Genomic DNA, 17,804 nt, shown 5'->3' with positions numbered 1-17,804 from the left:
CTAGAGGAAGGTGCGGCCCTCGCCTCGGTAGGTCGGGGCGGAGGTCGTCACCCGGTCGCCCTGGACCAGGTGCAAGGTGTCGAACCGCTCGCACAGTTCACCGGCCTTCGCGTGCCGGAACCAGACCCGGTCGCCGATCAGCAGATCGTCGGCCGGGCTGCCGAGCAGCGGGGTCTGCACCTCGCCGGCCCCCTCCTGCGGGTCGTAGCGCAGCCCCTCGGGGAGGTACGGGACCGGCAGCCGGTCCGCGCCGGGCGCGCCGGAGGCCGGGTACCCGCCGCCGAGCACCGTGACGACCCCGACCCCGGGCCGGCGGACCACCGGCTGGGCGAAGAGCGCCGCCGGGCGGCCGCTGAAGGAGGTGTAGTTGTCGAACAGCCGCGGTACGTACAGCCCCGACCCGGCGGCGATCTCGGTGACCGCGTCCTCGGCGGCGGTCTGCTGGACGCTGCCGGTGCCGCCGCCGTTGACGAACTCCAGGTCCGGGACCACCGCGCGCACGGCCCGTACGGCCTCGGCCCGGCGGGCGGCCAGCTCCTTGCGGGCCGCGCCCTGCATCAGCCGGATGGCGCGCGACCTCAGCGGGCGCCCCGCGAGCGCGTCGCCGACCCCGGCCACGTGGCCCTCGTAGCCCATCAGCCCGACCACCCGGAAGCCGGGCCGGGCACTCACGGCGCGGGCCAGCTCGGCGAGCTGGGCGGGCTCGCGCAGCGGGGAGCGGCGGGCGCCGACGCGCACCCGGCCGCCGAAGAGGTGCAGGGCCGTGTCCAGTTCCAGGCAGACCCGGATCTCCTGGGCGCCGCCGTCGCGGGCCCGGTCCACGAGCTCCAGCTGCGCGAGGTCGTCGACCATCACGGTGACGGCGCCGGCCAGCTTCGGATCGGCGGCCAGCTCGGCGAAGCCGGCCCGGTCGGCGGAAGGGTAGGCGAGGAGCACGTCCTCGAAGCCCGAGCGGGCCAGCCAGATCGACTCGGCGAGGGTGTAGGACATGATCCCGGCGAATCCGGGCCGCGCCAGGACCCGTTCGAGCAGTGCGCGGCAGCGTACGGACTTGCTCGCCACCCGGACCGGCTTCCCGCCGGCGCGACGCACGAGGTCGTCGGCGTTGGCGTCGAACGCGTCCAGGTCCACGAGGGCGAGCGGAGCGTCGAGATGGGCGGTGGCCCGGTCGTAGCGGGCCCGGTCGGCGGCGGGGGAGTTCATGGGCGGCAGCCTGCCAGATGGGTGTACTCGTGGGTAGGGGGTTCTCGGGGGCCGGGGGACGCCCTGCCAGGTCAGGGGGCCGGCAGGGTGCCGCGGTCACATCTCGGTCTCGACCTCCGGATGCCCCATGTGGATATGGAGACGGCAGTTCGAATGTGTTTACTGTCGCTCCTCCCGGCCGACGTTTCAGGTGCCGACGGGCGCGTAAAGTAAGGGCAGGCAGCCGACGGGAACGGGGGGCTGAGCCGCCGGATGACTACGTCCACACCGCACGGCGGGGTCCTGACCACGCCCGACCACGTCCAGGTACCGCCGCGGCGGCGCCCGGGAACGGTCCTCGTCGCCGCCCTGTGCGGCCTTCTCGGCCTCGGTCTCACCGGTGCGGCCGGCTACAAGGCGGTCTCCGACCACCAGGCCGCGTCCCGGCCCGTGCCGCCCGCCGAGGCCTACCGCAAGGCCGCGTCCCTCTGGCACAGCACCCCCGTCGACACCCTGTTCCCGCCCGTCCTCGACGGCCAGGACGCCGGGCCGGGCGGCGCCGACCGGACGTGGACCCGGATCACCGCCGCCGCCGACGCCGACTGCTCCGAGGATTCGCTCGGCTCCGACTGGCAGGCCCTGTTCGCCGAGACCGGCTGCACCCGCGTGCTCCGCGCCACCTACACCGACGCCACCCGCAGCTCCTTCGTCACGGTCGGCATGGTCTTCACCCCCGCCGAGGCCGCCGCGATGGACTTGCTGCGCGGCCGGCTGACCGCCCCGATCGGCTACGGCTTCCCCGACAACCGCCGCGGCGCCTGGACCGCCTCCGTGCTCGCCGAAGCCCCCGTCGTCGTCTACACGGTGTCCGCCTTCGCCGACGGCCGCCGCCTCAACACCCCCAGCCCCGCGGAGGACAAGATGGCCGAGGACGCCCGCGGGCGCGTGGCCCAGGCGGGCCTCGGTCACGAGGCCAAGGCCATCGGCGAACTGATGGAAGGCACCCTGCGCACCCTCGCGACCACCCCTCCGGGCAAGCCGGTCCGGCCGGCCGCGGAGCCGTCGAAGAACCCGAATGCCCCGCAGAACTCGCAGGACCCGCAGCCGTCAAAGGCTCCGACGGGGACCCCGGAGGCCTCCCGATGACCCGCCGCGCCCTGTTCCCGGCGGCCCTCGCCCTCGGAGCCCTGCTCACCGTCACCGCCGCGCCGCCGGCCGCTGCCGACGCCATCCGCGACCGCCAGTGGGGGCTGTTGGCCCTGCGCGCCGATGAGGCCTGGGGCACCACGATGGGCGAGGGGGTCACCGTGGCCGTCCTCGACACCGGGGTCGACCCGACCCACCCCGACCTGGCCGGCCAGGTCATGGAGGGCGCCGACCTCGTCGGCATCGGCGCCGTACGCGGCGACCGCGCCTGGGCCCGCCACGGCACCGCCATGGCCGGGATCATCGCCGGGCACGGCCACGGCACCGACCGCAAGAAGGGCATCCTGGGCATCGCCCCCGCGGCGAAGATCCTCCCGGTCCGGGTGATCCTGGAGGAGGGTGACCCCGGCCGGGACAAGGCCCGCGAAAGCAAGGGCGGAGCCCTCGCCGAGGGCATCCGCTGGGCCACCGACCACGGCGCCGACGTGATCAACCTCTCGCTCGGCGACGACAGCAGCTCCGCCCACCACGAGGCCGCCGAGGACGAGGCCGTCCAGTACGCGCTGGGCAAGGGCGTGGTCGTCGTCGCCTCCGCAGGCAACGGCGGCAAGTCGGGGGACCGCATCTCGTACCCGGCCGCCTACCCCGGAGTCATCGCCGTCACGGCCGTCAACCGCGAGAACAAGAAGGCATCCTTTTCCACCCGGAGCTGGTACGCGACCGTCAGCGCCCCGGGCGTCAACGTGGTCATCGCCGACCCCGACCGCTCCTACTACAACGGCTGGGGCACCAGTGCCGCCTCCGCCTACGTCTCGGGCGCCGTCGCCCTGGTCAAGGCCGTCCACCCCGACCTGTCCCCGGCGCAGATCAAGAACCTGCTGGAGGACACGGCCTCCAGTCCCCCGCGCGGCGGCCGCGACGACTCCCGCGGCTTCGGCCTGGTGGACCCGGTCGCCGCCCTCCAGAAGGCCGACGAGATGTCCCCCGAGCCGGTGCTGCCCACACCCGTCGCGGGCGGGAGCACCTACTTCGGCGCCGGTCCCGACCCGGTGCGCGATCCCGGGCTCTGGGCCCGCTTCGGAGCCCCGGCGGGCGTGGCCGCGGGGCTCGCGCTGCTCGTGGCGGCCGGCGCACTGGCCCGGCGGCCCGGGGCCGGACGGCGGGATCCCGACGCGGGATAGGCTCGGGGAACTGTGGCGAACAAAGCTGAGCTGAACAAAAACATCCCGGACCCCGGCTTCTCCGACGACGACGGTTCCGCCGATCCCCGGCTGAGCGCGGCCCTGGCCGCCTGGGCCGAGGACAGGGCCAAGGAGCCGGAGGTGCTGGCGGCCCTCAAGGACGCCCGCCTGCTGGTTCCCGTCGTCGCGGTCCTCGGCGAGGTCGAGACCGACCCCGAGACCGGACTGAAGCGCGAGAAGACCAGCGACATGGCCGTCCCCACCCTGCGGGCGGGGGACCGGCGGGCGCTGCCCGCCTTCACCTCCATCGCCTCGCTGGCCCTGTGGGACCCGGCCGCCCGCCCGGTGGCGGTGCCGCTGCACCAGGCGCTGGCCGCCGCCGCGCACGAGAAGGCCGACACCATCGTCCTCGACCTGTCCGGGCCGGTCCCGTACCAGCTCGCGGGCCCCGCGCTGCTCGCGCTCGCCGAGGGCCGCACGGACGCCGGCCCGCTCGCCGACCCCGCCGTGCGCGAGGCCGTACGGGCCGTCGTGACCGCCGAGCCGGCCGTACTCGGCGCCCACCTGGGCCCGGGCGGCGCGGACGCCGACGGAACCCTGGCGATCGTGCTGGCGGCCGGACCGCAGGCCGCGGCGGCGGCCCGCCGGGTGGCCGAGGCCCTGGCGGCCGACGAGACCCTGCGCGCACGCCTCGTGGGCGGACTGGACCTGGCGCTGCTCCCGGAGGGGGCCCCGGTCCCGCCGGGCGAGCCGCTCTTCACGCGCTGACCCCGGCAACGGACGGAACGCGAAGGGCGCCCCCCGGCTTCGGGAGGCGCCCTTCGCGTTCTGTTTCCTACCGGTCCCGGAGTTACGCGTACACGGGGCCCGTGAACTTCTCGCCCGGGCCCTGACCCGGCTCGTCCTGCACCAGCGAGGCCTCGCGGAAGGCCAGCTGGAGGGACTTCAGGCCGTCGCGCAGCGGGGCGGCGTGGAAGGAGCTGATCTCGGTGGCGCTCGCGGTGACCAGCCCGGCCAGGGCGGTGATCAGCTTGCGGGCCTCGTCGAGGTCCTTGTACTCGGAGTCCGGCTTGTCCAGGCCCAGGTTGACCGCCGCCGCGCTGAGCAGGTGGACGGCCACCGTGGTGATGACCTCGACGGCCGGCACGTCCGCGATGTCGCGGGTCAGGTCGTCGTAGTCGGGAGCGTCAGTGGGGGAACCGGAGGGCGTCGCGTCAGTCATGTGCCCCACGATATGCCGTGCGGCGGGCTTGCAACGCGGGTGCTAGTATGTACTTCGACCGGCCGGACACTTATGTGCCCGGCCCACAAGTGGAGGCTCCGATTCTCCCACCCAGCCACCCTCACGGGAGGCGGGTCACCGGTCTGGTGGTATCCATCGTTCCGTACGGACGATGGAAAGCTGCCCGATTTTGCGCCCCGCGGTTCGCACGCGACGGTGCTCCGGTTGTATTGGAGCCCCCGCCTGTGCCCGGCGGGGCTTTTTTCATTCCCCGCCGCGGTCGGTCTGACGGAAAAACGTCAGCGGCTGTCCTCCAGGCAGCCGTGTGGTGCTACCGAGGAGGATCCATCAGCACCGAGCCCCGCATCAACGACCGGATTCGCGTTCCCGAGGTACGACTCGTCGGCCCGAGCGGCGAGCAGGTCGGCATCGTGCCGCTTGCCAAGGCGCTTGAGCTCGCGCAGGAGTACGACCTCGACCTGGTCGAGGTCGCGGCGTCCGCACGCCCGCCGGTCTGCAAGCTCATGGACTACGGCAAGTTCAAGTACGAGTCGGCCATGAAGGCCCGTGAGGCGCGCAAGAACCAGGCGCACACGGTCATCAAGGAAATGAAGCTCCGGCCGAAGATCGACCCGCACGACTATGACACCAAGAAGGGTCACGTCGTTCGGTTCCTCAAGCAGGGCGACAAGGTCAAGATCACGATCATGTTCCGTGGTCGCGAGCAGTCCAGGCCGGAACTCGGCTACCGACTGCTGCAGCGTCTGGCTTCGGACGTCGAGGACCTCGGGTTCATCGAGTCGAACCCGAAGCAGGACGGCCGAAACATGATCATGGTTCTCGGTCCGCACAAGAAGAAGACCGAGGCGATGGCCGAAGCCCGCGAGGCGCAGGCCGCCCGCAAGGCCGAGCGCCAGGGTGTTGCGCACAGCGACGAGAGCGGTGACGAGGCCCTGGCCGCCGACGCCGCGCTCGAGGCGGAGAACGCCGCACTCGAAGCCGAGGACGTGGACGCCGTGGACGCTTCCGACGAAGCGACCGACGCGGCGGCCGAGGCCGGCACCGACGAGGCAGCCGCCTCCGACGAGGCCTCTGCCCAGGCCTGATTCCGAGGCAGCCCGTCTCGGATCACCGATACAACATGACGCTCCCGTGAGCCGGCCCCCACCAGGGCCGGTGGGGGCGCCACCGACGAGGAGATAACGGCGCTATGCCGAAGAACAAGACGCACTCCGGGACCAAGAAGCGCTTCAAGATCACCGGCTCCGGCAAGGTGCTCCGTGAGCGCGCCGGCAAGCGCCACCTGCTCGAGCACAAGTCGTCCCGTGTCACCCGCCGCCTGACCGGCACCGCGGAGATGGCCCCCGGCGACGCCAAGAAGATCAAGAAGCTTCTCGGCAAGTGACGTCCTCCGCTCCCCTGCCGGGAGCGGGAGCACGTCAAGACCGGGACCCCATCGAATTCGGGCCGTGTGAGGACCTCCACGGCCCCGCTACAAGGAGTACACAGTGGCACGCGTCAAGCGGGCAGTAAACGCGCACAAGAAGCGTCGGGCAATCCTCGAGGCGGCGAAGGGTTACCGCGGTCAGCGTTCGCGCCTGTACCGCAAGGCCAAGGAGCAGGTCACCCACTCCCTGGTCTACAACTTCAACGACCGCAAGAAGCGCAAGGGCGACTTCCGTCGGCTCTGGATCCAGCGCATCAACGCGGCTGCCCGTCAGAACGGCATGACGTACAACCGCCTCATCCAGGGTCTGAACGCCGCCAACATCGAGGTGGACCGCAAGATCCTCGCCGAGCTGGCCGTCAACGACGCCAACGCGTTCGCCGCGCTGGTCGAGGTCGCGCAGAAGGCCCTCCCGGCCGACGTCAACGCCCCGAAGGTCGCTGCCTAAGCAGCACGCCCTCAAGGCTGCAGTAACTTGCCCGGACCCGCAGGCCTCGCGCCTGCGGGTCCGGTGCGTTGAGCACCGAGTTCGACTGAGTTCCACCCGCTGTACGTACGGAAGCGAGCCGACCGCCATGGGCACCCCCGCCGAGCTGATCTCCCCCCGGTCCACCCGGGTGGCCGCCGCCAGGCGACTGGCGCGACGCAATTTCCGCACCAAGGAGCGCCGCTTCATCGCCGAGGGCCCGCAGGCCGTGCGCGAGGCCGTGGAGCACCGCGGCGCCGGCGGCGAGTCCACGCTGATCGAGCTGTTCGCGACCGTGGAGGCCGCCGAGCGCTACGCCGACATCGTCGACGCCGCGTACGCCGCCGGAGCACGCGTCCACTACGCCTCCGACGAGGTGCTCGCGGAGGTCTCCCAGACCGTCACCCCGCAGGGCCTGGTCGGCGTCTGCCACTTCCTCGACTCCCCGTTCGAGGAGATCCTGAAGGCCCGGCCCAAGCTCGTCGCCGTCCTCGCCCACGTCCGCGACCCCGGCAACGCCGGTACGGTGCTGCGCTGCGCGGACGCCGCGGGGGCCGACGCCGTCGTGCTGACCGACGCCTCCGTGGACCTGTACAACCCCAAGTCGGTACGCGCCTCCGTGGGCTCCCTCTTCCACCTCCCGGTGGCCGTGGGCGTGCCCGTGGAGCAGGCCGTCGAGGGGCTGCGCGCGGCCGGTGTGCGGATCCTCGCCGCCGACGGGGCCGGCACGGACGACCTCGACGCCGAGCTCGACGCGGGCACCATGGGCACCCCCTCGGCCTGGATCTTCGGCAACGAGGCCTGGGGCCTGCCCGAGGAGACCAGGGCGCTCGCCGACGCGGTGGTACGGGTCCCGATCCACGGAAAGGCCGAGAGCCTGAACCTCGCCACGGCCGCCGCGGTGTGCCTGTACGCCTCCGCGCGTGCACAGCGGGCGCCCGGAGGGTGCCGCTCCGTGACCCCCAGCTAGTAATGTGGCGGCCCGGGGGGCCCACTGTGGTACTCGGAGATGTGGGGTACGGGGACATGACCGTCGGTACGAACAGCTCGCCAGGTGCCGCCAAGGCGGCCGGCGCACCGGTCCTGACGACCGTGCCCCAGCTCGCCGCCCCCGCCGCCCGGGTGCCCGTACAGCAGCCCCAGAACGACACCGCCCCGCCCCCGCAGGCCCGGCCCTCCGCGCCCGCGAGCCCCGTGGGCGCCGCAGGACCCGTCGCGGGGGAGCCGGACGCGCCGCAGGACCCGGACGGGCACGGCGGGTTCGCCGGGCTCGGGATCGACCCCGACGACCTGCCCGACGGGCTGGTGATCGCCGACGCCACCGGCCGGGTCATCTGCTTCAACTCCGCCGCCGCCCGGATCACCGCCCTCGTGGCCGGGGAGGCCCTGGGCCTGGGCATCGAGCGCGCACTCCCGCTGGAGGACCTCGAAGGCCGCCGCTGGTGGGCGCTGACCGACCCCTACGGAGGCCTCGCCACCCGGCGCGGACAGCCCGAGCGCAACCTCCTGCTCCCCGGCGGCCGCGAGGTGCTCGTCTCCGCCCGGTACGTGCGCACCCACCCCAAGGGCCCGGTGCGCCGGCTCGTGGTCACCCTGCGGGGCACGGAGGCCCGGCGGCGCACCGAGCGCAGCCACGCCGAGCTGATCGCCACCGTCGCGCACGAGCTGCGCTCCCCGCTCACCTCCGTGAAGGGGTTCACGGCGACCCTCCTCGCCAAGTGGGAGCGGTTCACCGACGACCAGAAGCGATTGATGCTGGAGACCGTCGACGCCGACGCGAACCGCGTCACCCGGCTCATCGCCGAGCTCCTGGACATCTCCCGCATCGACTCGGGCCGCCTGGAGGTGCGCCGTCAGCCGGTCGACATCTCCACCGCCGTGGGCCGCCACGTCCAGGCGCTCACCGCGAACGGGCAGGCCCCGGAGCGGTTCCTGGTCAGCGTGAGCCGGCCGCTGCCCGACTGCTGGGCGGACCCCGACAAGATCGACCAGATCCTGGGCAACCTGCTCGAAAATGCGGTGCGGCACGGCGAGGGAACCGTCACCATCGACGTGACGCCGACCGACTTCGCGAACGCCGCGGGGAAGACCGAGAAGGGAACCGCCGTCACCGTGACCGATGAAGGCCCTGGTATCCCCGAAGAGTCGATGGGCCGCGTCTTCACCCGTTTCTGGCGGGGCAGCAAGCGCGGCGGCACCGGCCTGGGCCTCTACATCGTCAAGGGCATCGTCGAAGCCCACGGCGGCACCATCAAGGTCGGCCGCGGCCCCGGCGGCGGCGCCGAGTTCCGATTTATCCTGCCCGTCGGCGCCCCGGCGTACCTCACGCAGTAGACCTGCTGAGCGTCGCGCGAGGCGGCCCACGGGCCCCTTCACCCCCAGCGACCTTTAGACTCGACCTTTGGCACCTTTGTGTCCTTGTGCCGAGCGCGTCCTGCGCGTCGCGCGGGGGACCCACCAGCCAGCCATCGGAAGTACGGGAAGAGATGTCGGCACCGAACAAGTCCTACGACCCTGTCGAGGTCGAGGCACTGAAACCGGAAGAGATCGAGCGCATGCGGGACGAGGCGCTCGCCGCCTTCGCCGCCGCCGGTGACCTCGACGAACTTCGGGAGGCGAAGACCGCGCACATGGGCGACCGCTCGCCCCTGGCGCTCGCCAACCGAGAGATCGGCGCGCTGCCCCCGCAGGCCAAGGCCACCGCGGGCAAGCTCGTGGGCCAGGCGCGGGGCGCCGTGAACAAGGCCTTCGGGGCCCGCACGGTCGCGCTCGAAGCCGAGCGCGACGAGCGGGTGCTGGTCGAGGAGGCGGTGGACGTCACGCTGGCCTACGACCGCGTGCCCGCCGGCGCCCGGCACCCCCTGACCACGCTGATGGACCGCATCGCGGACATCTTCGTGGCCATGGGGTACGAGGTCGCGGAGGGCCCCGAGGTCGAGGCGGAGTGGTTCAACTTCGACGCCCTCAACTTCACGCCCGACCACCCCGCGCGCCAGATGCAGGACACCTTCTTCGTCCGGGGGCCGGAAGGCACCGAGGGCGACGAGTCCGGTGTCGTGCTGCGCACCCACACCTCCCCGGTGCAGGCGCGCTCGCTGCTGGAGCGCAAGCCCCCCGTCTACATCGTGTGCCCGGGGCGGGTGTACCGCACCGACGAGCTCGACGCGACGCACACCCCGGTCTTCCACCAGGTCGAGCTGCTCGCCGTGGACGAGGGCCTGACCATGGCGGACCTCAAGGGCACCATGGACCACATGGTCCAGGAGCTGTTCGGCGAGGGCACCACCACGCGCCTGCGCCCGCACTTCTTCCCCTTCACCGAGCCGTCCGCCGAGATGGACATGCAGTGCTACGTGTGCCGCGGCGCGTCGGTGGGCAACCCCGACCGCCCCTGCCGCACCTGCTCCAGCGAGGGCTGGATCGAGCTCGGCGGCTGCGGCATGGTCAACCCGAAGGTGCTCATCGCCTGCGGCGTGGACCCGGAGAAGTACAGCGGGTTCGCCTTCGGCTTCGGCATCGAGCGGATGCTGATGTTCCGCCACAACGTAGAAGACATGCGAGACATGGTCGAGGGTGACGTTCGTTTCACCCGGCCGTTCGGGAGTGAGATCTGATGCGCGTCCCGCTTTCTTGGCTGCGGGAGTACGTCGACCTCCCCGCGGGTGAAACCGGTCGCGACGTGGCCCACAAGCTCGTCGACGCCGGCCTCGAGGTCGAGACCGTCGAGCAGCTCGGCGGCGGGCTCAAGGGCCCGCTCGTCGTCGGCCAGGTGCTGACCATCGAGGAGCTCGAAGGCTTCCGCAAGCCGATCCGCTTCTGCACCGTGGACGTCGGCGCCGCCAACGGCACCGGCCTGCCGCAGGAGATCGTCTGCGGCGCCCGGAACTTCTCCGTCGGCGACAAGGTCGTCGTGGTCCTGCCGGGCGCGGTGCTGCCCGGCGACTTCGCGATCGCCGCGCGCGAGACGTACGGCCGCACCTCGCACGGCATGATCTGTTCCGGCGACGAGCTGGGCATGGGCGACGACGGCACGCACGGCATCATCGTGCTGCCGCACGAGCACGAGGTCGGCACCGACGCGATCAAGCTCCTGGAGCTGGTCGACGAGGTCCTCGACATCGACATCACCCCGGACCGCGGCTACTGCATGTCCATGCGCGGTGTGGCCCGCGAGGCCGCCACCGCCTACGGCCTGCCGCTGCGCGACCCGGCGCTGCTCGACGTGCCCCAGCCGAACTCGTACGGCTACGCCGTCAAGATCGACGACCCGCAGGGCTGCGACCGCTTCACCGCGCGCACGGTGACCGGCCTCGACCCCGAGGCGCGCTCCCCGATCTGGCTCACGCGCCGCCTCCAGAAGGCGGGCATGCGCCCGATCTCGCTCGCCGTCGACATCACCAACTACGTGATGCTCGAGCTCGGCCAGCCGCTGCACGCCTACGACCGCTCGCGGATCGACGGCACCATCGGCGTCCGCCGGGCCGAACAGGGCGAGAAGTTCACCACCCTGGACGGGGTCAAGCGCACGCTCGACTCCGAGGACCTGGTGATCACCGACAACAGCGGCCCGATCGGGCTCGCCGGTGTCATGGGCGGCGCCAACACCGAGATCGCCGACTCCGTGACGACTCCTTTTGATCCTTCTGGCTCGACCGGCCAGGTCACGGGCACCACGGACGTCGTCGTCGAGGCCGCGCACTTCGACTCCGTGTCGATCTCGCGCACCGCCCGCCGCCTCAAGCTGTCCTCCGAGGCCTCCAAGCGCTTCGAGCGCGGCGTCGACCCGCAGGCCGCCGCCGCTGCCGCGCAGCGCACCGTCGACCTGCTGGTGCTGCTCGCGGGCGGCACCGCCGAGGCCGGCGTCACCGAGCTCACCGCACCGGGCGCCCCGCGCACCATCGCGATGAGCGCGGACCACCCCGACAAGGTCGCGGGCATGCAGTACGGCCGGGAGACCGTCGTACGCCGCCTGCAGGAGGTCGGCTGCGACGTCTACGGCCAGGACGAGCTCGTCGTCACGGCGCCCTCGTGGCGGCCCGACCTCGCCGAGCCCAACGACCTCGCCGAGGAAGTCATCCGGCTGGAGGGCTACGGGAACCTCCCGTCCACCCTCCCGCAGGTGCCCTCCGGCCGCGGTCTGACCGCCCGGCAGCAGCTGCACCGCCGGGTCGGCCGCGCGCTGGCCGGCGCGGGCTACGTCGAGGCGCTCAGCTACCCCTTCATCGGGGAGGGCGTCTTCGACCAGCTCCAGCTGCCCGCGCACGACGCCTCCCGCCAGGTCGTCAAGCTGGTCAACCCGATCTCCGACGAGGAGCCGGCGCTGCGCACCACGCTGCTGCCGGGTCTGCTCGGCGCGCTGCGCCGCAACGACAGCCGGGGCAGCCACGACCTCGCCCTCTTCGAGACCGGCTCGGTCTTCCGGGCCGCCGCGCAGCCGGGCGTCGCCGTACGCCTCGGCGTCGACCGGCGTCCCACCGACGAGGAGATCGCCACCCTGAACGCGGCCCTGCCCGCACAGCCGCGCTACGCCGCGGTCGTGCTGGCCGGAGCCCGCGAGCAGGCCGGCTGGTGGGGCAAGGGCCGTCCGGCCGACTGGGCCGACGCGGTCCAGGCGGCGCGTTCGCTGGCCGTCGAGGCCGGTGCGGAGCTCGTCGTGCGCCAGGGCCAGTACGGCCCCTGGCACCCGGGCCGCTGCGCCGAGCTGCTCGTCACCCTGGACGGGGTGGAGACGGTCATCGGTCACGCCGGTGAGCTGCACCCGCGCGTGGTCAAGGCGATGGGCCTGCCGGCCCGCACCAGTGCCATGGAGATCGACCTGGACCGCCTCGCGGCGGCCGGCGGCGAGGCCCTCCAGGCGCCCCGGATCTCCTCCTTCCCGGTGGCGACCCAGGACGTCGCGCTGATCGTGGACGTGTCCGTGCCGGCATCCGCCGTCGAGGACGCGCTGCACAAGGGCGCCGGTGAACTGCTGGAGTCCCTGCGGCTGTTCGACGTCTTCGAGGGCGAGCAGGTGGGCGAGGGCAAGAAGTCCCTGGCCTACGCGCTGCGCTTCCGCGCGACCGACCGGACGCTGACCGCCGAGGAGTCCACGGCGGCCCGTGACGCGGCGGTCGCCCTCGCGGGCGAGCGTACGGGCGCGGTGCTGCGCGGCGCGTAGCCGCTGCCGCTGCTGTGTCGAGGGGGTGCATCCCGGTTCCGACCGGGGTGTGCCCCCTCACCCGTTTCCCGGGCAAGCAGTCAGGCCGGGCCGGCTGCGGAGGGGCGGGGCGGCCCTGCGGGGCGAGGTCCCCTACCCACCCTTCGCCCGTTCCCCGGGGCTCCGCCCCGGACCCCGCGCCTCAAACGCCGGCGGGGCTGAAAAGAGCCCGCCCGGCGTTTGAGGGCAAAGGGGGGGGGCTGGGGGCAGCGCCCCCAGTTTCGGGAAGGGGCGGGGTGGGGGCCAAGCAGCCCGCAGGGCCCCCGTGGCCGGGTCGCGCCGGGGCGCGGACGTCCGGGCCGGTATCGGGGGACCACGCGGGCCGGGCCCGGTGGGTGGGCCCGGCGCGCGCTCGGTCCGGCTCGGCCGGGGCCCGGCGACCAACCAGGACCCGGCGGAGCCGAAGCGCGCCGCCCGCCTGCCGTGGAGTGTCGGGCAGACAACAGGACGGGCGGCGCGGTTGACGGGTCGTCGCACTGTACGAGGGGGAGCCGACGACCCGAGCTACCTCTTGGCGAGGCCCTTAAGTGAAGCGCTCCGGGCGACCCCGGCGGCAGGGTGCGTATCGCATTTATGCGCGTACTCCGTTCGCACCCCGTGTGAACCCCGCACCCACTAGCCTGGATCCGACGAGCCCTTGGAGCGGCCATGCAGCCCAATGCCCTGCTCGACGCCCTCCTCGCCGAGGCGGGCATGTCCCATGCCGGACTCGCCGCGTACGTGAACCAGGCGGGCCGCTCCCGCGGACTCGCCCTGCGCTACGAACACACCGCCGTGGCGCGGTGGTTGAAGGGGCAGCGCCCGCGCGGCCAGGTCCCGGACCTGATCTGCGAAGTCATCGGGGGCCGGCTGCGGCGGCCCCTCTCCCTCGACGACGTCGGGTTCGGTCTGCCCGGACAGCCCGCCGACCCGCAAGGGGCCCCGCTCAGCGGGTTCGTCGACCGCGCCGCCGCCCTGTGGCGCTCCGACGGCAACGGCCGGCAGCCCCTCGACGCCGGGGCCGTCACCGGCACCCCGGCGGTGATGCCCGTATGGGAGTGGGAGAACCCTCCCGAGGACGCCGACGTGTCCCGCGAGGGGCCGATCCGGGTCGGTCCCGAGCACGTGGAGATCCTGAAGGCGGCCCGCGCGCACTACGAGCTGATGTACCGCAGGGCCGGCGGCGTGGCCACCCGCGACCGGGTCGTCCGCTTCCTCGGTACCGAGACCGCCCCCATGCTGCGCGGGAGTTACTCCGACGGGCTCGGCCGCAGCCTGCACCGGGCCGGGGGCTCCCTGGTGGCCGTGGCGGGGATCTGCGCGTACGACTCGGACGCGCACGGGCTGGCCCAGCGGTACTTCCACCAGGCGCTGAGGCTGGCCAAGGCGAGCGGGGACCGGGGGCTCGGGGCCTATGTGATCGCGCTGATCGTCAACCAGTCGCTGCACCTACGGGAGTTCCGCCAGGCCGTGGCCTTCGCCGAGGCCGCCCTGCGCGCCGCGGGCCGGCACACCACCCCGGCGCTGGCCGCCGATCTGTACGCCATGCAGGCCAAGGCCTACGCCCAACTCGGTGATACGGCAGCCACGTTGGCCTGCATCCGCAAGGCCGAGGCGGCGGCGGAGCGGATCCGTCCCGGCACGGAGCCGGACGAGACGGGGTACGTGCAGCCCGGGCTGGTCAACGTACAGGTGGCGGAGGCGCTGCTGGGCATGGGCGATCTGCGGGCGGCCCGGGAGCAGGCATCGGCGGCCGTCGGCACCCCCGCGCACGACCGGGGCCGGGTGCACCGGCTCGCGATGCTGTGCGAGATCCAGCTGCGCCAGGGCGAGGCCGATCAGGCGGTGGCCTCGGCGGCCGAAATGGCCGAGCGGGCCAAGGGGATGGAATCGCTGCGCCTGCGCGACCGGCTGCGCGTGGTCCGGGAGCAGCTGCTGACCAGCGGTTGTTCGGGGGCCGAGGACACGGCCGAGCTCATCGACGGGTCGCTGCGCGTTCCGCTGTGACATCCCCGTGGCGTTCTCTGCGCCGCCCTTTGCGCGTTCCCCTGGGCGGGGGTGAACTGCTGCCATGTTGCCACCTACTCGATCGGAAGGTGGCAGAACCGTGCAGTGGATGAACTTGAGTGAGCAAACCGTGTACACGAACCGCTGGTTCGATGTGAATCTCGCCGATGTGCAGCTCCCCGACGGCCGGCACCTGGACCACTTCGTCATCCGGCTGCGCCCGGTCGCCGTCGCCACGGCCGTCAACGAGGCCAACGAGGTGCTGCTGCTGTGGCGCCACCGCTTCATCACCGACAGCTGGGGCTGGGAACTGCCCGCCGGGGTCGTCGAGGACGGGGAGTCCGTCGAGCGGGCGGCCGCCCGAGAGATGGAGGAGGAGTCGGGCTGGCGGCCCGGCCCCCTCCACCACCTGATGACCGTCGAGCCGTCCAACGGGCTGACCGATGCCCGCCACCACCTCTACTGGGCGGACGGGGCCACGTACACGGGCCACCCGGAGGACGACTTCGAGTCCTCGCGCCGCGAGTGGGTACCGCTCAAGCTGGTCCCCGACATGATCGCGCGCGGCGAGATCCCGGCCGCCAACATGGCGGCCGGGCTGTTGCTGCTGCACCACCTGCGGCTCGGCTGAGCCGCGGGCGGCCGACCGCGGGGTCAGCTGTACGGGTAGAAGCCCGAGCCCGTCTTGCGGCCGAGGCGGCCGGCGTCGACCATGCGCTGGAGCAGCGGGGGAGCCGCGTACAGGGGCTCCTTGAACTCCGCGTACATCGAGTCGGCCACCGAGGCCACCGTGTCCAGACCGATGAGGTCCGCGAGCTTCAGCGGGCCCATCGGGTGGGCGCAGCCCAGCTCCATGCCGTTGTCGATGTCCTCGCGGCTCGCGATGCCCGACTCGAACATCCGGATCGCGGACAGCAGGTACGGGATGAGGAGCGCGTTGACGACGAAGCCGGAACGGTCCTGGGCACGGATCGCGTGCTTGCCCAGCGCGCCGCCGACCAGGGCCTCGGCGCGCTTGATGGTCTCGTCGCTCGTGGTCAGCGCCGGGATCAGCTCGACGAGCTGCTGCACCGGGGCCGGGTTGAAGAAGTGGATGCCGATGACCTGGTCGGGACGCGAGGTCGCGACCGCCAGCTTGACCAGCGGGATCGAGGAGGTGTTGGAGGCTAGGATCGCGTCCGGGCGGGTGACCACCTGGTCGAGGACCTGGAAGATCTCCGTCTTGACCTGCTCGTTCTCGACGACCGCCTCGATGACGAGGTCGCGGTCGGCGAACTCGCCGAGGTCGGTGGTGAACGACAGGCGGGCCAGGGTCGCGTCCCGCTCCTCCTCGCTGATCTTGCCGCGTTCGGCGGCCCTGGTCAGAGAGGTGTGCAGCCGGGTCCGCCCGAGCTCGAGGGCCTCGCCGGTGGTTTCGGCGACCATCACCTCGAGCCCGCTCCGGGCGAACACCTCCGCGATGCCCGCGCCCATCTGGCCGCAGCCCACTACGCCGACGCGTGCGATGTCGTCTGGGAGGTCCGTCACATCGTGCCTTTCGCTGCTCTCCATCGCGGGTCCCCCGTACTCGTGCAGTGGTAACTGCGTTCCGGCGCCCGCCACGCCCCCGACGTTACCCCCGACCTTGCCCGGCGTGTCGGGCCGGGGCGGGCATGCTGGGCGGACACGAGGCAATGTCACGCAGCGAAACGGAGTCGTCACATGGCGTCCATCGGGAGGCGGAACGTCGGGAGGCGGGGAATGCTGGCCGCGGCGGCCGGGGTGCTGGCGGCGGTGGCGTCGGCCCCCGCGCGCGCGGTCGGGCCGTCGGAGGCGGGCGGGGGCGAGCGGGTGCGCGGAGCGGGCGAGGCCGCGTTCCGCGGGATGTGGGTCGCCTCCGTGCAGAACGTGGACTGGCCCTCGCGGAGCGGGCTCTCGGCGCGGGAGCAGCGCGCCGAACTGCTGGCCCTCCTCGACACCGCCGTCGCCCGCCGCCTCAACGCGGTGATCCTCCAGGTCCGGCCGACCGCCGACGCCATGTGGCCCTCGGCGCGCGAGCCCTGGTCGCAGTGGCTGACCGGCGAGCAGGGCGTCGACCCCGGCTGGGACCCGCTCGGCACGGCCGTCGCCGAAGCGCACGCCCGGGGGCTGGAGCTGCACGCCTGGTTCAACCCGTACCGGGTGGCCAACCACACCGACCGGAGCCTGCTCGCACCCGGGCACCCGGCCCGCCGCAACCGGGGCTGGACCGTGCCCTACGGCGGCAAGCTGTACTACAACCCCGGACTTCCGGAGGTCCGCCGCTTCGTGCAGGACGCCATGCTCGACGCCGTCGCCCGCTACCCCCTCGACGGGGTGCACTGGGACGACTACTTCTACCCGTACCCCGTCGAGGGCCGCGATTTCGACGACGACGCCGCCTACGAGCAGTACGGCCGGGCCTTCGCGACCCGCGCCGACTGGCGCCGCCACAACACCGACACCCTGGTCCGCGAGATGTCCGAACGGCTGCGGGCGCTGCGCCCCGCGGCGCGCTTCGGCATCAGCCCCTTCGCCGTCTGGCGCAACTCCGACCGCGATCCGCTCGGTTCGCCGACGCAGGCGGGCGTCGCCACGTACGACGACCTGTACGCGGACACCCGCAAGTGGGTGCGCGAGGGCTGGATCGACTACATCGTGCCGCAGGCGTACTGGCAGCTCGGCCACCCGGCCGCCGACTACGCGGCCATCGTCCCCTGGTGGGCGCGGACCGTCGCCGGCACCCGCGTCCAGCTCTACGTGGGGGAGGCGCTGTACCGCTGCGATGCGCAGAGCTCCACCGCCGCCTGGCGCGATCCGCGCGAGCTGTCCCGGCACCTGCGGTTCGCCGCCGGATACCCGGAGGTCCGCGGCCACGTCTACTTCTCCGCGAAGCAGGTGGTCGCGGACCCCAACGGGGCGTTGGCCCGGGTGATCGCCGATCACTATCCGACGGCGGTGGCCGTGCCACCGCGCTGACC

The 17,804-nt window shown here is 72.8% G+C and carries 16 protein-coding genes; 13 read left to right on the top strand and 3 right to left on the bottom strand.

From position 1 onward, the window contains the following. On the bottom strand, positions 1–1,203 hold the full coding sequence (locus ACODT5_RS25155) for an amino acid deaminase/aldolase (RefSeq protein ID WP_422521527.1): 1,203 nt from the start codon (positions 1,201–1,203) through the stop codon (positions 1–3). Positions 1,204–1,455: 252 nt separating this feature from the next. On the opposite strand from ACODT5_RS25155, the gene ACODT5_RS25150 reads away from it, so the two are divergent. The 3 genes from ACODT5_RS25150 to ACODT5_RS25140 are packed head-to-tail and all read left to right on the top strand — an operon-like array spanning position 1,456 to position 4,277. After that, on the top strand, positions 1,456–2,328 hold the full coding sequence (locus ACODT5_RS25150) for a hypothetical protein (protein ID WP_422521526.1): 873 nt from the start codon (positions 1,456–1,458) through the stop codon (positions 2,326–2,328). Then, positions 2,325–3,509: a type VII secretion-associated serine protease mycosin gene (mycP, locus tag ACODT5_RS25145; protein WP_422521525.1), complete on the top strand. Its 1,185-nt coding sequence runs from the start codon at positions 2,325–2,327 to the stop codon at positions 3,507–3,509. Before ACODT5_RS25150 ends, mycP begins: the two co-directional genes overlap by 4 nt. 12 nt (positions 3,510–3,521) lie before the next feature. Further along, positions 3,522–4,277, top strand: a complete 756-nt coding sequence (locus tag ACODT5_RS25140; RefSeq protein ID WP_422521524.1) for an SseB family protein — start codon at positions 3,522–3,524, stop codon at positions 4,275–4,277. 82 nt (positions 4,278–4,359) lie between these two features. Here ACODT5_RS25140 and ACODT5_RS25135 read toward each other — a convergent pair whose 3' ends face one another. Continuing rightward, positions 4,360–4,731, bottom strand: a complete 372-nt coding sequence (locus ACODT5_RS25135; protein WP_327251874.1) for a DUF1844 domain-containing protein — start codon at positions 4,729–4,731, stop codon at positions 4,360–4,362. A gap of 323 nt (positions 4,732–5,054) precedes the next feature. Between ACODT5_RS25135 and infC the strand changes: the two genes are divergently transcribed. The 9 genes from infC to ACODT5_RS25090 all read left to right on the top strand — a co-directional run bounded on the left by infC (position 5,055) and on the right by ACODT5_RS25090 (position 15,457). Then, the gene (gene infC / locus ACODT5_RS25130) at positions 5,055–5,837 is read left to right on the top strand and encodes a translation initiation factor IF-3 (RefSeq protein WP_422521523.1); all 783 of its coding nucleotides are present in this window, start codon (positions 5,055–5,057) and stop codon (positions 5,835–5,837) included. A gap of 104 nt (positions 5,838–5,941) precedes the next feature. Then, positions 5,942–6,136 (top strand): 50S ribosomal protein L35, encoded by a 195-nt coding sequence (gene rpmI, locus ACODT5_RS25125; RefSeq protein WP_215021864.1) that lies wholly within the window; start codon positions 5,942–5,944, stop codon positions 6,134–6,136. A gap of 103 nt (positions 6,137–6,239) precedes the next feature. Beyond that, the gene (rplT, locus tag ACODT5_RS25120) at positions 6,240–6,626 is read left to right on the top strand and encodes a 50S ribosomal protein L20 (protein WP_214948116.1); all 387 of its coding nucleotides are present in this window, start codon (positions 6,240–6,242) and stop codon (positions 6,624–6,626) included. A gap of 127 nt (positions 6,627–6,753) precedes the next feature. After that, a complete protein-coding gene (locus ACODT5_RS25115) occupies positions 6,754–7,614 on the top strand; it encodes a TrmH family RNA methyltransferase (protein WP_266910209.1) in 861 nt (286 codons plus the stop codon). A 56-nt stretch (positions 7,615–7,670) separates the two neighbouring features. Then, positions 7,671–8,978, top strand: coding sequence for a sensor histidine kinase (locus ACODT5_RS25110; RefSeq protein ID WP_422521522.1), 1,308 nt, complete (start codon positions 7,671–7,673; stop codon positions 8,976–8,978). A 152-nt stretch (positions 8,979–9,130) separates the two neighbouring features. Next, positions 9,131–10,258 carry a phenylalanine--tRNA ligase subunit alpha gene (gene pheS, locus ACODT5_RS25105; RefSeq protein ID WP_422521521.1) on the top strand — a complete coding sequence of 376 codons (1,128 nt, stop codon included), beginning with the start codon at positions 9,131–9,133 and terminating at the stop codon, positions 10,256–10,258. Continuing rightward, positions 10,258–12,801 (top strand): phenylalanine--tRNA ligase subunit beta, encoded by a 2,544-nt coding sequence (gene pheT / locus ACODT5_RS25100; RefSeq protein ID WP_422521520.1) that lies wholly within the window; start codon positions 10,258–10,260, stop codon positions 12,799–12,801. The genes pheS and pheT overlap by 1 nt, the downstream gene beginning before the upstream one ends. Before the next feature lie 687 nt (positions 12,802–13,488). Beyond that, a complete protein-coding gene (locus ACODT5_RS25095) occupies positions 13,489–14,826 on the top strand; it encodes an NsdA family TPR-like regulatory protein (RefSeq protein WP_422521519.1) in 1,338 nt (445 codons plus the stop codon). Between the two features lie 109 nt (positions 14,827–14,935). Then, the gene (locus ACODT5_RS25090; protein ID WP_422521518.1) at positions 14,936–15,457 is read left to right on the top strand and encodes an NUDIX hydrolase; all 522 of its coding nucleotides are present in this window, start codon (positions 14,936–14,938) and stop codon (positions 15,455–15,457) included. A gap of 23 nt (positions 15,458–15,480) precedes the next feature. Here the strand turns inward: ACODT5_RS25090 and ACODT5_RS25085 are convergent, their stop codons facing one another. Next, positions 15,481–16,377 (bottom strand): 3-hydroxybutyryl-CoA dehydrogenase, encoded by an 897-nt coding sequence (locus tag ACODT5_RS25085; RefSeq protein ID WP_327251867.1) that lies wholly within the window; start codon positions 16,375–16,377, stop codon positions 15,481–15,483. 189 nt (positions 16,378–16,566) lie between these two features. On the opposite strand from ACODT5_RS25085, the gene ACODT5_RS25080 reads away from it, so the two are divergent. Further along, positions 16,567–17,802 carry a glycoside hydrolase family 10-like protein gene (locus tag ACODT5_RS25080; RefSeq protein ID WP_422521517.1) on the top strand — a complete coding sequence of 412 codons (1,236 nt, stop codon included), beginning with the start codon at positions 16,567–16,569 and terminating at the stop codon, positions 17,800–17,802. Positions 17,803–17,804: the final 2 nt, after the last annotated feature.

The organism is Streptomyces tatrensis (assembly GCF_049310065.1).
In the GTDB taxonomy this organism is placed as follows: Bacteria; Actinomycetota; Actinomycetes; order Streptomycetales; family Streptomycetaceae; genus Streptomyces.
The sequence above is the reverse complement of the archived record's forward strand: the minus strand, read 5'-3'. Positions and strand labels throughout refer to the sequence as shown.

What these genes read in the sequence shown, in the direction of transcription:
- ACODT5_RS25155 (WP_422521527.1), bottom strand. Translation starts at nt 1,203, where the DNA reads ATGAACTCCCCCGCCGCCGACCGGGCCCGCTACGACCGGGCCACCGCC.
- ACODT5_RS25150 (WP_422521526.1), top strand. Translation starts at nt 1,456, where the DNA reads ATGACTACGTCCACACCGCACGGCGGGGTCCTGACCACGCCCGACCAC.
- mycP (WP_422521525.1), top strand. Translation starts at nt 2,325, where the DNA reads ATGACCCGCCGCGCCCTGTTCCCGGCGGCCCTCGCCCTCGGAGCCCTG.
- ACODT5_RS25135 (WP_327251874.1), bottom strand. Translation starts at nt 4,731, where the DNA reads ATGACTGACGCGACGCCCTCCGGTTCCCCCACTGACGCTCCCGACTAC.
- rpmI (WP_215021864.1), top strand. Translation starts at nt 5,942, where the DNA reads ATGCCGAAGAACAAGACGCACTCCGGGACCAAGAAGCGCTTCAAGATC.
- ACODT5_RS25115 (WP_266910209.1), top strand. Translation starts at nt 6,754, where the DNA reads ATGGGCACCCCCGCCGAGCTGATCTCCCCCCGGTCCACCCGGGTGGCC.
- ACODT5_RS25110 (WP_422521522.1), top strand. Translation starts at nt 7,671, where the DNA reads ATGACCGTCGGTACGAACAGCTCGCCAGGTGCCGCCAAGGCGGCCGGC.
- pheS (WP_422521521.1), top strand. Translation starts at nt 9,131, where the DNA reads ATGTCGGCACCGAACAAGTCCTACGACCCTGTCGAGGTCGAGGCACTG.
- pheT (WP_422521520.1), top strand. Translation starts at nt 10,258, where the DNA reads ATGCGCGTCCCGCTTTCTTGGCTGCGGGAGTACGTCGACCTCCCCGCG.
- ACODT5_RS25095 (WP_422521519.1), top strand. Translation starts at nt 13,489, where the DNA reads ATGCAGCCCAATGCCCTGCTCGACGCCCTCCTCGCCGAGGCGGGCATG.
- ACODT5_RS25090 (WP_422521518.1), top strand. Translation starts at nt 14,936, where the DNA reads ATGAACTTGAGTGAGCAAACCGTGTACACGAACCGCTGGTTCGATGTG.
- ACODT5_RS25085 (WP_327251867.1), bottom strand. Translation starts at nt 16,377, where the DNA reads ATGGAGAGCAGCGAAAGGCACGATGTGACGGACCTCCCAGACGACATC.
- ACODT5_RS25080 (WP_422521517.1), top strand. Translation starts at nt 16,567, where the DNA reads ATGCTGGCCGCGGCGGCCGGGGTGCTGGCGGCGGTGGCGTCGGCCCCC.